This is a genomic window from Paraburkholderia sp. (assembly GCF_035501035.1).
In the GTDB taxonomy this organism is placed as follows: Bacteria; Pseudomonadota; Gammaproteobacteria; order Burkholderiales; family Burkholderiaceae; genus Paraburkholderia.
In genome coordinates this window covers 1-13,849 of record NZ_DATJWR010000029.1, presented here as the reverse complement: position 1 = coordinate 13,849, position 13,849 = coordinate 1, and the positions used below count along the sequence as shown (strand labels likewise).

The 13,849-nt window shown below is 65.7% G+C and carries 12 protein-coding genes and 1 pseudogene; 11 read left to right on the top strand and 2 right to left on the bottom strand.

Annotated elements, in window-relative coordinates; translation table 11 throughout:
• The first annotated feature begins 1,118 nt into the window (after positions 1 to 1,118).
• The 4 genes and pseudogenes from VMJ11_RS01935 to VMJ11_RS01920 all read left to right on the top strand — a co-directional run.
• Complete coding sequence (locus VMJ11_RS01935) at positions 1,119 to 1,442, top strand: metalloregulator ArsR/SmtB family transcription factor (RefSeq protein WP_325616372.1); 324 nt, start codon at positions 1,119 to 1,121, stop codon at positions 1,440 to 1,442.
• An 84-nt stretch (positions 1,443 to 1,526) separates the two neighbouring features.
• Entirely contained in the window at positions 1,527 to 2,588 is a 1,062-nt protein-coding gene (locus tag VMJ11_RS01930; RefSeq protein ID WP_325616370.1) for an alkene reductase, read from the top strand.
• Positions 2,589 to 2,862: 274 nt separating this feature from the next.
• On the top strand, positions 2,863 to 3,060 hold the full coding sequence (locus tag VMJ11_RS01925; protein ID WP_325616368.1) for a DUF3562 domain-containing protein: 198 nt from the start codon (positions 2,863 to 2,865) through the stop codon (positions 3,058 to 3,060).
• A gap of 249 nt (positions 3,061 to 3,309) precedes the next feature.
• A pseudogene (locus VMJ11_RS01920) lies at positions 3,310 to 3,540 on the top strand (DUF2866 domain-containing protein); the annotation flags it as partial.
• A 195-nt stretch (positions 3,541 to 3,735) separates the two neighbouring features.
• Here the strand turns inward: VMJ11_RS01920 and dapA are convergent.
• Positions 3,736 to 4,590 carry a 4-hydroxy-tetrahydrodipicolinate synthase gene (gene dapA, locus VMJ11_RS01915; protein ID WP_325616366.1) on the bottom strand — a complete coding sequence of 285 codons (855 nt, stop codon included), beginning with the start codon at positions 4,588 to 4,590 and terminating at the stop codon, positions 3,736 to 3,738.
• Between the two features lie 525 nt (positions 4,591 to 5,115).
• On the opposite strand from dapA, the gene VMJ11_RS01910 reads away from it, so the two are divergent.
• Positions 5,116 to 6,411 carry an aspartate carbamoyltransferase gene (locus VMJ11_RS01910; protein ID WP_325616364.1) on the top strand — a complete coding sequence of 432 codons (1,296 nt, stop codon included), beginning with the start codon at positions 5,116 to 5,118 and terminating at the stop codon, positions 6,409 to 6,411.
• 148 nt (positions 6,412 to 6,559) lie between these two features.
• On the opposite strand, the gene VMJ11_RS01905 is transcribed toward VMJ11_RS01910, so the two are convergent.
• The gene (locus VMJ11_RS01905; protein WP_325616362.1) at positions 6,560 to 6,919 is read right to left on the bottom strand and encodes a hypothetical protein; all 360 of its coding nucleotides are present in this window, start codon (positions 6,917 to 6,919) and stop codon (positions 6,560 to 6,562) included.
• Here VMJ11_RS01905 and VMJ11_RS01900 point away from each other — a divergent pair.
• The 6 genes from VMJ11_RS01900 to VMJ11_RS01875 form a co-directional block, all read left to right on the top strand.
• Positions 6,910 to 7,401 carry a LysR family transcriptional regulator gene (locus VMJ11_RS01900; RefSeq protein ID WP_325616360.1) on the top strand — a complete coding sequence of 164 codons (492 nt, stop codon included), beginning with the start codon at positions 6,910 to 6,912 and terminating at the stop codon, positions 7,399 to 7,401. The two genes, VMJ11_RS01905 and VMJ11_RS01900, sit on opposite strands and share 10 nt — an antisense overlap.
• Positions 7,340 to 7,888, top strand: a complete 549-nt coding sequence (locus VMJ11_RS01895) for a LysR substrate-binding domain-containing protein (RefSeq protein WP_325616374.1) — start codon at positions 7,340 to 7,342, stop codon at positions 7,886 to 7,888. Before VMJ11_RS01900 ends, VMJ11_RS01895 begins: the two co-directional genes overlap by 62 nt.
• Positions 7,889 to 8,089: 201 nt before the next feature.
• On the top strand, positions 8,090 to 9,742 hold the full coding sequence (locus VMJ11_RS01890) for an FAD-dependent oxidoreductase (protein ID WP_325616358.1): 1,653 nt from the start codon (positions 8,090 to 8,092) through the stop codon (positions 9,740 to 9,742).
• Positions 9,743 to 10,151: 409 nt separating this feature from the next.
• Positions 10,152 to 10,880 (top strand): (2Fe-2S)-binding protein, encoded by a 729-nt coding sequence (locus VMJ11_RS01885; RefSeq protein WP_325616356.1) that lies wholly within the window; start codon positions 10,152 to 10,154, stop codon positions 10,878 to 10,880.
• A gap of 16 nt (positions 10,881 to 10,896) precedes the next feature.
• The gene (locus tag VMJ11_RS01880) at positions 10,897 to 11,919 is read left to right on the top strand and encodes a xanthine dehydrogenase family protein subunit M (RefSeq protein WP_325616354.1); all 1,023 of its coding nucleotides are present in this window, start codon (positions 10,897 to 10,899) and stop codon (positions 11,917 to 11,919) included.
• A partial coding sequence (locus VMJ11_RS01875) for a xanthine dehydrogenase family protein molybdopterin-binding subunit (RefSeq protein WP_325616352.1) occupies positions 11,916 to 13,849 on the top strand: 1,934 nt, incomplete at its 3' end. The genes VMJ11_RS01880 and VMJ11_RS01875, both read left to right, overlap by 4 nt.

Genomic DNA, 13,849 nt, shown 5'->3' with positions numbered 1-13,849 from the left:
GAGCCAGGATCAAACTCTTCAGTTCAAACCTGTTACTGTTTTCGGTTTCGTTAGAAACCGGTCGCTCACTCAAAGCTGACAGGTTCTGAATTGCTTCAAAAACCTGACTTACTTTAGTGTGAGACTCTTGATACTTTTGCTTTTCTCACCGGATCAAAAAATCACGGCGAGGAGCTAGATCGAATCAAGCGCCCACACTTATCGGCTGTAAATTTTTAAAGATCGCTCGCTCAAAAATCAGCTAAATCCGCTGTCTTTTTTCGCGTCCTGCATCACAGGGAGGCGAATTATGCGCGGAGGAGAATCGCCCGTCAAGCGAAATTTGGATATTTAATGAATCTGTCGCATACGGCGCATGCGAGTACGCTCAGCTCGTGCTCGCGCGAGGGTCGATCGAATTGAATAGTCCCCGATCGCAAGTCCTCCTGCTAACAGCGATCCTTCTCAGTACAAGCACGAACGATCCGATTGGGCGACGTCGAACTACGCTCACGTCAGTTCAACCGAACACGGACATAGTTGCGCCGGATCGTCCATCTGCCCCGAAATAAAAATTTCCGTCGCGCCCATCCTACGTCGAGATCAAGTGCTCGCTCAAAAGTCTTTCACTCGGAGATGGAAGGCTTTTCCCCCATTTAACGCCCTCCCGCTCGCGACCAGTTCCCTACTTCTGCAGTGCGCACAGCATGAACAGCACTTCGGCCGACCAAACGTGCCGTCACACTGGAACGCCGGGCCCCGCCAATCAGCATTGATTGCTTGATGCGGTCAGCAGCGAAAGTTGAAATGAAAATGAAAATGAAAAATTCGCTGGAGGCCACGCCAGAGTTGCAACGTACGCACATTAGATTCGCTATCCGAAATATCTTTCTCCGCAAGAGTTCACAAACCCGGTAAAAACGACGTGGACGACAGGTGCACGATCGGCGACAAATATCGCAGCAATTCATAGACATACGAGAGCCCCCCCCCGATATACGGGATCCCAGGTGCGTTCTCTTTTGTCGCTTATCCCCCTCCCCGAAGTGCGGGTTTTTGTACAACCCTATTGAAATTAGTGACATCGGTCATATCGTATGATTCCGATATATGATTCGGACAGTCACGATGCAGCTGCGATGAAGAAACCCTCATCCACTCCCCCCCTAGACGTCGACGCGATCTGCAAGGCGCTCGCCAATCCCGTGCGCCGGGAGATCCTCGCTCGCCTGCGCGAGCCGCAGGCGCACTTCGGCGACCAGGAGCTTTCATTCGACCACGGCGTCTGCGCAGGCCGGATCGACGCGCATTGCGAGCTCTCGCAATCCACGGTGTCCGCGCACCTGGCCGTGTTGCAGAAGGCCGGGCTCGTCACGTCAAAGCGAGTGGGGCAGTGGGTGTTCTTCAAGCGCAACGAGCCGGTCATCGAGGCGTTTCTCGCCCACATGAACGCGCAGTTGTGATGCATCGGCGGCGAACCCGTCGTCCGCTTCGATTCCCGTATTGCTTTTCAGCCCGCGGGCCGCGCCCGCAAACAAGGTGAACTCATGGCAACGCTTTTCGACCCCATCCAGATCGGCGCCCTCAAGCTCCCGAACCGCATCATCATGGCTCCACTCACGCGCCAGCGCGCGGGCGAAGCACGCGTGCCCAACGCACTCATGGCCCAGTACTACGCCGAGCGCGCCTCGGCTGGCCTCATCATCAGCGAGGCGACGTCGGTCACGCCGCAGGGCGTCGGCTATGCCGAAACGCCGGGCATCTGGTCGCAGGAACAGGTGGAGGGCTGGAAGGTCGTGACCGATGCCGTGCATGCGGTGGGCGGCCGCATCGTCCTGCAGTTGTGGCACGTGGGCCGCGTCTCCGACCCTGTGTTCCTGAACGGCGATCTGCCGGTCGCGCCCAGCGCAATCGCGGCGCAAGGCCACGTGAGCCTCGTGCGGCCGCAACGCGCCTACGTCACGCCGCGCGCGCTCGAAACCAGTGAGATCGCCGGCGTGATCGCCGCGTTCCGCCAGGGCGCGGTCAATGCCAAGGCGGCGGCCTTCGACGGCGTGGAGATCCACGGCGCGAACGGCTACCTGATCGACCAGTTCCTGCAGGACAGCACCAACCATCGCACCGACGCCTACGGCGGCTCGATCGAGAACCGCGCGCGCCTGCTGCTCGAAATCACCGACGCGTGCATCGACGTGTGGGGCGCGGACCGCGTTGGCGTGCATATCGCGCCGCGCGGCGACGCCCACACGATGGGCGATTCGGATCCCGCGGCGACGTTCGGCTATGTGGCGCGCGAGCTCGGCAAGCGCAAGATTGCGTTCCTCTTCGCGCGCGAGTCGCTCGGCGACAGACGCCTCGGGCCCGCACTCAAGGCCGAATTCGGCGGCCCGTTCATCGCAAACGAGAAGTTCACGCTGGAATCGGCGCAGGCCGTGCTCGGGGCAGGCGAAGCCGATGCCGTCGCATGGGGCCAGTTGTTCATCGCGAATCCCGATCTGCCGCGTCGTTTCGAACTGAACGCCCCGCTCAATGCACCGAATCCGTCGACGTACTATGCACGCGGCGAAACGGGCTACACGGACTACCCGTCGCTCGAAAACGCGGCTTGACCGCAAGGCAGTCGTCAAGCGCGTGCGGCATGTCGACGCACGTCATCCGGCGGCTACGGCCGAGGCACCTTGCCTCGCCGTGGCCGCTGTTCGCTGGAAGGTCTGAAAATGCGGGGATTGTGCGCCGGCCGGCGGCAAAGCTCAAAGAGATCGCGTGGCCGCTACCGCCTCGGCGCGGCGCCTCGATAGTCGGATTCAATTGGCATCGCGCGTGCGGATATCCTTGAATTCAATCCCTGCCTTTCCCCCCTTTTTCGCTGACCGGAGATCAGTCATGCCGAAAGCCGACGTTAGCAAGATTGTCCATGCCATCGCCGAAGAAACGAACACACCTGAGGAAACAGTGGCGCGCATCTACGCTGACACCCTGAATGAATATCGCGCCGAAGCACGTATTCAGGACTATCTCTCGCTATTCGCCGAACGCAAAGTCCGCGCAACGCTACGGCAATACCCAACGAAGCCGCACTAGTCGTCACAGTCGTCATTTTCTTTGTGCCGGCTGCGTCAGGCCGGCCGCTTCTCCTGCCCCACTTGCTTCCGCGGCGCTCCTTTATGAGGCTCGCGCCGCGATCCCCCTTTGCGCCCGCGCGCACCTTGCCGATATCCAGCTCTTAAGGTTGGTTTAATTCTTTGCTGCAACCATAAAGCTCAACCCCTGTTGAGCTGCCGGAACATCGGCGGCGTTTTTTTGTGCGGCAAGCCAAGGAGGAGCGAGGTCATGGTTGAAGACGACGTACTGGTGCACCTGCAGTCCCTGCTGCGCGACGACGCGGCCTCGACGGTCGCATCATGCCGTGTCTCGACGCCGCTCCAGAATCCGTGGGGCCGCGCCTACCGGCTCGTCGAATGGACGACGCCGCTCGACGACGGCGCCCGCCGCCAGGTCGTTCCCGCCGAAAGCACGGCGCTCGAAATCGCGCGCCTCGTCGCGCAGCATGTGCCCGGCCGCCGCATTCTGCTCAACGGCGAGCCCGCCGCAACCGAGCGCCCACGCACGCGCCGCCGCTCGCGCAGCGCCGCGAACGCACGCGCGGCGCGCTAGAAGCGCGGCTTCCCGGCGGCGCGCGGCGCCCGCTCGTCGCGCAAGGCCTGCGTACCGCCCCCCTGTCCGGCCCCATCGCGCCCCATCCGCGCGCGCCCGGCGTCAAGCCACGAGCCGCGCAAGCGATGCTTCCAGTTTCCCGCTTACGCGTGTCATCGGCGCGCGCAGCTCGTTGCGAATCAGCCCGCACGCTGCGAGCCCCGCCTTCACCGGCCCCGGATTCGGCTCCGCAAACGAGGCGCGCACGAGCGGCACGAGCATATGCCAGATCGCGCGGGCTTCGGCGAGACGGCCCTCGCGCAACGCGCGCGCCATGCCGACGAAGCGCTCCGCGCGCAGATGCGCCGAAGCCGCAATCGCGCCGCTCGCGCCCGCGCACATTGCGCCGAACATCTCGATGTCCTCACCGCAGAGCACCTGCAAACGGCCGTCGAGAATCAGCGCGAGCGTCTTGTCGAGCGAGCCGCCGCAGTCCTTCACGGCGCGGATGCGCTCGTGCGCGGCGAGTTCGAGCAAGCTCGCCAGCTCGATGTGCACGCCGGTGCGCGCGGGAATGTCGTAGACGATCAGGGGCTTGCGGCTCGCGTCCGCGAGCGCGGCGAAGTGGCCGATCACGCCTGCCTGTGAAGGCCGGATGTAATAAGGCGCGGCCGCCAGCACGCCCGCGATGGGCTGCTCGTTGAGCGCCGCGATGCGCTCGCAAACCGCCGCCGTGTGATTGCCGCTCACGCCCGCCACGACAGGCAGGCCGCCGGCCGCGGCCAGCACGGTGGCGAGCACGGCGTCCTGCTCGTCGGCGTCGAGCGCGGCGGGTTCGCCGGTCGTGCCTAGCGCGACGAAGCCTGCCACGCCGGCCTCCACGTAGTGGCGCACGAGCGCGCCGAGCGCCGCATGATCGACGGCGCCCGCGTTGAATGGCGTGACGAGCGGAATCCAGATACCCGAAAACTCAGACATGACTTTCCCTTGAACTCGACCGTATGAAAGGTCCGTTCAGCGGTGCGCAGGAGGGATGCAAGCCGGGGATAAAGCGGGAGGCATGACGCCGTCGACTGGCTGTTCCGTCGCACATCTGACGGAACAGCAAGCTCCGGTCAGATGAGCGGCTGTTTTTTGGCTTTGGTTTTCACCCACGCCGACAAAGCCTGCGCGAGCGGCGACACCGCGCGCATGGCGGCGGTGAAGTTCGGCAGTTCGTGACGGAGTGCGTTACGTGGCATGGCGCGTAGTGTAACCGGGATCGCGCGTTTGTGTGACTGTGCCGGCGCACGCGGCCGGCCTGCGCGCCGCGGCCGGGTGGCTTGCCGCCAAAGCGAACCTAAGCAAACCAAAGCGCGCCGACGCGCTTTCGCGCACTGCGATGCGTAGTCGCACCGTTTCCCCGCGCAGCTGCCGCCCTGCACCGACAAAAGAGCTTGACTTCTCACGCCGCCGAACTAATATACGCACCGCGTACATTAACCAGAAATTACGGGTGCCAGCATGAGTGTTCCGCAACAAGCCTTTCTCCGCGACGCCATGCGGCGTCTGAACATGACCCGCGACGCGTTCGCGAGCCGCATCGGTGTGTCGCGCCGGGCGCTAGACACCTGGTTGCTGCCCGAGGAGTCGCAGGAATCACGCGCCATGCCGGAGATCGTCGAGCGTTTCGTTTCGGAAATCGTCGGCAACGGCGAGCCGCGCGAAGACTATACGCAAAGCGTAGACTCGCCGCGCTCGCTCGCCAGCCAGATGCAGTTCGAAGGCAAGCCGCAACTGCTCTCTGTCGACCAGTTCTCGCGCGACTCCGTCGAAGCCCTCTTCCGCGTGGCCGACATCATGCAGCCCATCGCGCGCCGCCGCAAAATCTCGCGCGTGCTCGAAGGCGCGGTGCTCGGCAACCTGTTCTTCGAAGCCAGCACGCGCACGCGCGTGAGCTTCGGCGCGGCGTTCTGCCGTCTGGGCGGATCGGTGTGCGACACGACCGGCTTCACATTCTCCTCGATGGCCAAGGGCGAATCGATCTACGACACGAGCCGCGTGATGGCCGGCTACGTGGATGCGATGGTGATTCGGCATCCTGATCAAGGCTCGGTTGCCGAGTTCGCGCGCGCGGTGAACATTCCCGTGATCAACGGCGGCGACGGTCCCGGCGAGCACCCGAGCCAGGCGCTGCTCGACCTCTACACGATCCAGCGCGAGTTCTCGCGTCTGGGCAAGATCGTCGATGGCGCGCACATCGCGCTCGTGGGCGACCTCAAGTACGGCCGCACGGTGCACTCGCTCGTGAAGCTGCTCGCGCTGTACCGCGGCATCAAGTTCACGCTGATCTCGCCGGCACAGCTCGAAATGCCGGCGTACATCGTCGACAAGATCGCGACCAACGGGCACGTGGTCGAGCAGACGCACGACCTCCGTCAAGGCCTGCGCGGCGCCGATGTCGTGTACGCCACGCGCATCCAGAAGGAGCGCTTCAACGACGAGTCGTTCGAAGGCTACACGCCCGATTTCCAGATCAATCAGGCGCTGATGGACGAATGCTGCAGCCCCGAGACGCTCGTGATGCACCCGCTGCCGCGCGACAGCCGCCCCGGCGCGAACGACCTCTCGACCGACCTGAACCACGACCCGCGCCTCGCGATCTTCCGCCAGACCGACAACGGCATTCCGGTGCGCATGGCGATTTTCGCGGTGCTGCTCGGTGTGGAGAACCTCGTGCAGCACTCGATGCGCGACGCCGTGTGGCGTCCGCCTGCCTACCTCGGCCCGGACGACGCCGTGTTCCACGGCATCGACTGAGGCTCGCGAACGGCGCGCCGCCCGAGCGCGCGCCGCCGCCGCTGCGCTCAGCGCGCAACCGGCGCAAAATCCGCACGAACTCAGCATCAAATCGGCCCGCAGGCATCATGCTTGCGGGCCGATTCGTTTATCTACCGCCTGCAACGCTTCAAGACGTGCAAACCGTCACACACGTCAGCCCTTGCGCCTCTTCCGCTGCATCGATGGCGGCCTCCAGCGCGTTGAACGCGTAGCGCTCGACGGCGATCGCATCGAGCGCAAGCTGCCCCGACCGCACGAGCGCGATCAGCGCCCGGTAGTCCTCGCCGCTGTACATGAAGTGGCCCATCAGCTCCCAGTTGATGAGCATCTCCCGATACGCAATGGGCAGATCGACCTCCATGCTGCCCATCAACACCATGCGGCCGTTGCGGCGCAGGCTGCGCAGCGCGGCGAGCGTGGCGTTCGGATCGGTCGCGTTCGTCGACGGATTGAACTGTAGGCAACCCGGACGTATTCTTGAAATCAATTCCCGGCATTGCACCCATCACCGTGATCGATCTCTCCGGTATCGACCTGAACCTGCTCGTCTCGCTCGACGCCCTGCTCGCCGAGTCGAACGTGACTCGCGCCGCCGCACGCCTGAATCTCACGCAGTCGGCCGTTTCGGCGCAGCTTGCGCGGCTGCGGCACCTCTTCGACGACCCGCTGCTGATTCCCGCCGCCAATGGCCGCGGCATGACGCCCACTGCGCACGCGCTCGAACTGACGGAGCCGCTGCACGCGGCGCTCAAGACGCTCGAAGCCGTGGTGCGCCGCCAGCCCGCGTTCGATCCGCTCACCGATACGCGGCGCTTCGTCGTGGCCGCGAGCGACCAGTGCGTGGCCGTGCTCGGCCTGCCGCTGATGATCGAGTGGGCGCGGCTGGCCGGGCCGGGCCGGGCCGGGCCTGCAGCTCGCGTTCATCGCCATCGAATCGGGCTCGCTCGCGCAGCGCTTCGAGCGCGGTGAGATCGATCTGCTGCTCGGCTCAGCCCAGCAAGTGCCGCCTGCGCTGAAAGCGCGGAAGCTTTACGACGAACGCTTCGTCGTGGCGCAGCGCAAAAGCCACCCGCGCGGCACCGCAAGCTTCGAGCTCGACACCTACTGCGCGCTCGAGCACGTGCTGGTCTCGACCAGCGGCGGCAGCTTCTTCGGCTTCATGGACGAGCATCTCGAAGCGCTCGGCCGGCGCCGGCGCGTGGCGCTCTCGGTGCAGCACTTCACGCTCGTGCCCGAGCTGCTCGCGCGCACCGACTACCTGGCCACGCTGCCCTACCGGCTCATCGCGCGCTATCGGGACCGCGTGGACCTGTTCGAGCTGCCATTCGAGGCGCGCGGCTTCTCGATGCATGCGGCGTGGCATCCCCGCAATCACGCGGACCCGGCGCTCGTGTGGCTGCGAGAGACGGTGGCCGCTCTGTCTCCCGGCAACGCACCGCCTGAGGCCATCGATTAGCGATCCTCTTCATTGACGAGCGGTGCGGCTCACGTTGGAAAACCTGCGCATCGCACGCGCGATTCCTCAGTCGATTGATTCGGCGAACATTGGCATGCGCGCCGCCTATACTCCATGAACCGGCCGCGCCGCAAGGCGAGAGCGCCGTACCGCGTCGTTCTCCCGTCGTCGTTTCCTGCTTGCCCGCTACCTTGCGCCGCCATGCTGACCATTGACGAAATCCGCGCGATCCCGCTTTTTTCCACGCTCCCCGAAGCCGAACTCGAACGCCTCGCCCAGACTTCCGCGGATTTGCACCTAAGCCCCGGCGAATACGCCGTGCACGAAGGCGGCGAGCGGGCGCTCTACGCCGTGCTCGCCGGCAAGATGGAGGTCGTCAAGCTGTTCGACGGCATCGAGCGCACGCTTGGGTGGCGCCTGCCCGGCACGATCTTCGGCGAGGTGCCGCTCGCGCTCAGTTCCCCGTTTCCGGGCGCTTACCGTGCAGCCATTCCCTCGCGCGTCATGCGCGTGGACGCTCAGCATTACTACGCACTCGCCGCAGCATCGGCCGATGTCGCCACCCGCATGGGCGCGCTTGCGCGCGAACGCATAGGCGGCTTGCAGGGACTTTCCGCCGAACCGCCCAAGACGCGCGTGACCCTCGTTGGCGCGCGCTGGGACCCGGCTTGCGCGAACCTGCGCCAGTTCCTCGCGCGCAACCAGATCAGCTGCGAGTGGATGACGCCCGACGCGCCGGAGCTCGCAACCCACTGGAGCGGTCCCTGCCCCGCCGAGCAGGACTGCCCAACCTTGCGCCTCGCCGACGGCACGCTGCTGAGCCGCCCCTCCACACGCGAGCTTGCGGAGCGTCTAGGGCTACAGACCAAACCGCGTCTCGATGAGTACGACACACTGATCATCGGCGGCGGGCCGGCCGGGCTTGCGGCCGCTGTCTATGGCGCATCGGAAGGACTGCGTACCATTGTGGTCGAGCGCGAGGCGCCGGGCGGCCAGGCCGGAACGTCGTCGCGCATCGAAAACTATCTGGGCTTTCCCGGCGGCATTTCGGGCGACGAACTGGCGAGCCGCGCGTTGCAGCAGGCAAGACGCCTTGGCGCGGAGATCCTCGTCACGCGTGCCGTCGCACGCGTCGATACGGCCGCGCGCGAAGTCCATCTCGACGGCGGCGACGTGGTTCGCGTCCATACACTCATTCTCGCAACGGGCGTGACGTGGCGTCGCCTCGCGATCGAAGGTTTCGACCGCTTCATCGGCAAGGGCATCTATTACGGTGCGGCGCGCAGCGAGGCAAGCGGCACGCACGGACTCGACGTGTATCTGATCGGCGGCGGCAATTCTTCGGGGCAGGCCGCACTGTATTTCGCGAGCCATGCGCGCGCCGTCACGCTCATCGTGCGCGGCGATTCGCTCGAGAAGAAGATGTCGCGCTATCTCGTCGAGCAACTCGCGGGGAAGAGCAATGTCCGCGTCGAGGTGAATTCCGAAGTGGTCGGCGTGTACGGAGACACGCATCTGAACGCCATCGACGTTCTCAATACGGCAAGCGAGAGCGTGAGCCGTCGCGAGTGTGGCGGCCTGTTCGTCTTCATCGGCGCTGACGCGGAAACGGGTTGGCTGCCGCCGGAGATCGTCTGCGACAAGCGCGGCTACGTGCTGACCGGCGACGATATCGTGAAGGCCGGACACTGGACGCAAAAGCGCGACCCGTATCTGCTCGAATCGAGCGTGCCCGGCATCTTTGCCTGCGGCGACGTGCGTCTGAGCCCGGTCAAGCGCGTGGCCTCAGCCGTTGGCGAAGGCAGCATGGCGATTGCCTTCGTGCATCGTTACCTTCAGGAAGATGGCACTTAGCCTGTCCTTCCCGACTGCCGACCAACAGCTGAACTCGCCACGCATTCGAGTACTTTCCCACCGCTTTCGCGCGCGGCTGACACACCCCTTTCGTTCGCATTCGACTCACGCAATATCGCGATTCTGTCTGCCGCGCCAGCTTCGCGCCGGGCTGGCGCCAGCCATGCGACAGCGTTGCGACAGCAAGCAAAACGCACTGAAAAAATCACACGTTAGCGCTTTACTTTCGCGTTCGAGAAGTGCAACGTGCAGTTCTCCGATGCGCTCCGGTGCGCACGACAGCGAAATGCGGGCGACCGCGGCACCGGAATTACTGCACGTGTAGAGCGCGCCCACACGCGGTCAGCGCCTGAAGCAACAGCTTACGTTCTTTACCGTTCCGTCTTCGTCCTGGAGTCAGCCGAACGCCATGTCCAACGAACGTCCCTTCGACGCGCCGTGCGACCACGACGACGCGTCCCAGCCTTCCCCCTCCGACCCGGCCTCACGTGCACCCGCCGACGTCAAGCGGCGTCGCTTCCTGCAATCGGCCGCTGCCGCTGCCGCCTTGGGCGCGGCGCCGCATCTGCATGCGCAAAATGCGCCGCCGACTACCGCCGCGCCTGAAGCGCCACCCCCCGCTCCGGCCCGGCCAGTCAGGCTCGAAATCAATGGTCGCGAGTATGTGCTTCACATCGAACCGCGCGTCACGCTGCTCGACGCATTGCGCGACTACGCCGGCCTCACCGGCACGAAGAAAGGCTGCGACCGCGGACAGTGCGGCGCATGCACGGTGCTCGTGGAGGGCCGGCGCATCAACAGTTGCCTCACGCTCGCGGTGATGCACGAAGGCGAGCGCATCACGACGGTTGAAGGCCTCGCGGGCGCGACCGACCTGAGCCCCGTGCAGCGCGCCTTCATCGAGCGCGACGCGTTCCAGTGCGGCTTCTGCACGCCTGGCCAGTTGTGTTCGGCGACGGCATGCCTCTCCGAATTCGCTGCGGGCACGGCCAGCGCGGCGACCGCCGACGTACGCACGCGCCCCGCGCAACTGAGCGACGCCGAAATACGCGAGCGCATGAGCGGCAACATCTGCCGCTGCGGCGCCTATGTGAACATCGTGGCCGCCGTGCGCGACGCGCACGCGGCCGGCGCATAAGTACGGAGGCACGGTCATGGACGCCATCTCGTACCAGCGCGCCGCCGACATCAACGGCGCAATCGCAGCGGCGCAACGCCCCGGCGCGGTCTTCATCGGCGGCGGAACGAATCTGCTCGATCTCATGAAAGGCGGCATCACGCATCCGGTCACGCTCATCGACATCACGCGCATTGCCGCGCTCGATCGCATCGAAACGCTGCCCGATGGCGGCCTGCGCATCGGCGCGCTCGTGCGTAACAGCGACGCGGCCAATCACGCGCTCGTGCGCACGCGTTATCCGCTGCTCTCGCAGGCGCTGCTCGCCGGCGCCTCGCCGCAACTGCGCAACATGGCGACCGTGGGTGGCAATCTCATGCAGCGCACGCGCTGCCAGTACTTCTACGACACGGCGTTCGCGCAATGCAACAAGCGCTCGCCCGGCAGTGGGTGTGCAGCGATTGGCGGGTTCAATCGCATGCATGCGATTCTCGGTGCGAGCGCGCAGTGCGTGGCCGTCAATCCGTCCGACATGAGTGTCGCGCTTGCGGCACTCGACGCAACGGTGCAGGTCAGCGGGCCGCGCGGCGCGCGGGCCATTGCGTTCACCGCGTTTCATCGCCTGCCCGGCGACCAGCCCCATTTCGACACGACACTTCAATCAGGTGAACTGATTACTTCCGTCGACCTGCCGCCGCCGATGTTCAGCGATCATGCGCACTACCTGAAGGTGCGCAACCGGGCGAGCTATGCGTTCGCGCTCGTTTCCGTGGCGAGCGCGCTGCAACTCGATGGCCGCCACATACGCACGGTGCGCATCGCGCTCGGTGGTGTCGCGCATCGGCCTTGGCGCGCGAGCGTGGCGGAGCAGCACCTCGCTGGGCGAACGCTCAGCGCCGCGACGTTGCGCGAGGCCGCAGCGGCGGAACTCGCGCAGGCGCGGCCGCTCAATGGCAATGCGTTCAAGGTCGGGCTCGCCCAGCGCGCCATCGTTCGCGCCACGATGCTGGCAGCCGGTCCTTATGGAGCAGCCGGATCACCCACGGGAGATTTCGCATGAGCACGCTGACCGGACAACCGATGGACCGCATCGACGGCGTACTCAAGGTGACGGGCGGCGCCCTCTATGCGGGCGACTTCCCCGAAGCGCGGCTCGCCCATGCCGTGCTCGTGACGAGCACGATTGCGAGCGGCACGATCACGTCGATCGACACGAGCCGCGCACAGTCAATGCCGGGCGTGCTGCTCGTCATGACGTACCAGAATGCGATGCGCCTGCCCAACGGCGGCCGCCCGCCGCTCAAGCCGCCGGCGGCACGTCATCTCACGCTGCTGCAGGACAACGCGGTGCGCTATAGCAACGAACCTGTCGCGGTCGTGGTGGCCGACACGCTCGAACACGCGACCGACGCCGCACGCCACGTGAACATTGCCTATGCCCGCACACCGGCCACCCTCGACTTCGACAGCGCGAAAGGCTCGGCCCACGCGCCACCTGGCACGCCGGGCCGCCCTGTCGAATCGACGCGCGGCAACGTCGAAGCCGGCCTGAACGAGGGCGCGGTTCGCATCGACGCGGTCTACACCACGCCCATACAGTTCCACAACCCCATGGAGCCGCACGCGACGATGGCGCGCTGGGACGGCCCCGACCTCACGCTCTACGACGCCACCCAGGGCGTGAGCGGCGCGCGCACTGCAGTTGCGGCCGTATTCGACATTGCCCCCGACAACGTGCGCGTGATCTCGCCGTTCCTTGGCGGCGGCTTCGGCTGCAAGGGTTCGTCGTGGTCGCACGTGAGCCTGTGCGCGATGGCTGCGAAGCAGACGGGGCGCCCCGTGCGGTTGGCGCTCGCGCGTCCGCAGATGTTCGGTCCGGTCGGCTCGCGCCCGCACACGGAGCAGCATCTCTTGCTTGCCGCGCGCGCGGACGGCACGCTCACCGGCCTGCGCCACGACACGCTTGCCCACACCTCCTCGTTCGAAGACTGGCTGGAGATGTGCGGCCTCGTCACACGCATGATGTACGCGGTGCCGAATTGCAGCACGAGCCATCGCGTCGTACCACTGAATGTCGGCACTCCGACTTTCATGCGCGCGCCGGGTGAAACGACGGGCTCGTTCGCCCTCGAATCGGCGATGGACGAACTCGCGTGGCAACTGAAGATGGACCCGGTCGCGCTGCGCCTGAGGAATTACGCCGAAAGCGAGCCCCAGGATGGCAAGCCGTGGTCGTCGAAGGCGCTGCGTCAATGCTACGAAGCGGGCGCGCAACGCTTCGACTGGTCGCGCCGCATCGCCACGCCGCGCGCCATGCGCAACGGCAACACGCTCATCGGCCTTGGCATGGCGAGCGCGACCTATCCCGCGAACCGCAGCGAGGCGGCCGCCGTGGCGCGCATCCTGCCAGACGGCACGGCGATGGTCGCATCGGGCACCCAGGATATCGGCACGGGCACGTACACGGTGATGACCCAGGTCGCCGCCGACGCGCTCGGCTTCCCGCCCAACCGCATTCGCTTTGCGCTGGGCGATTCGACGCTGCCGCAAGCGCCCGTCTCCGGCGGCTCGCAATCGGCCGCGAGCGTCTCGCCGGCGGTGCAGGCCGCCGCCACAGCGGCGCGCGACAAGCTCATGGCGCTTGCGCGCGCCGATCGCGCATCGCCCGTCTACGGTCTCGCCGCCGATGACGTGACCGTGCAGGACGGCTGGGTCGTGAGCCGCAGCGACAGTGCGCGCCGCGACCCGGCCGCCGCCGTCATCGCACGCGCGGGCGGCCAGCCGATCGAGGCGCAGGTGGCCGCGAAGCCGGGCGCAGAAAAGCAGCAGTACGCGTTTCACTCATTCGGCGCCGTGTTCGCCGAAGTGCATGTCGATGCGGATATCGGAACGATACGGGTGGCGCGCATCGTCGGCGCCTACGACGTGGGGCGCGTGCTCAACGAAAAGACGGCGCGCAGCCAACTGATGGGCGGCATGGGGTGGGGCGT

What these genes read in the sequence shown, in the direction of transcription:
- VMJ11_RS01935 (WP_325616372.1), top strand. Translation starts at nt 1,119, where the DNA reads ATGAAGAAACCCTCATCCACTCCCCCCCTAGACGTCGACGCGATCTGC.
- VMJ11_RS01930 (WP_325616370.1), top strand. Translation starts at nt 1,527, where the DNA reads ATGGCAACGCTTTTCGACCCCATCCAGATCGGCGCCCTCAAGCTCCCG.
- VMJ11_RS01925 (WP_325616368.1), top strand. Translation starts at nt 2,863, where the DNA reads ATGCCGAAAGCCGACGTTAGCAAGATTGTCCATGCCATCGCCGAAGAA.
- dapA (WP_325616366.1), bottom strand. Translation starts at nt 4,590, where the DNA reads ATGTCTGAGTTTTCGGGTATCTGGATTCCGCTCGTCACGCCATTCAAC.
- VMJ11_RS01910 (WP_325616364.1), top strand. Translation starts at nt 5,116, where the DNA reads ATGAGTGTTCCGCAACAAGCCTTTCTCCGCGACGCCATGCGGCGTCTG.
- VMJ11_RS01890 (WP_325616358.1), top strand. Translation starts at nt 8,090, where the DNA reads ATGCTGACCATTGACGAAATCCGCGCGATCCCGCTTTTTTCCACGCTC.
- VMJ11_RS01885 (WP_325616356.1), top strand. Translation starts at nt 10,152, where the DNA reads ATGTCCAACGAACGTCCCTTCGACGCGCCGTGCGACCACGACGACGCG.
- VMJ11_RS01880 (WP_325616354.1), top strand. Translation starts at nt 10,897, where the DNA reads ATGGACGCCATCTCGTACCAGCGCGCCGCCGACATCAACGGCGCAATC.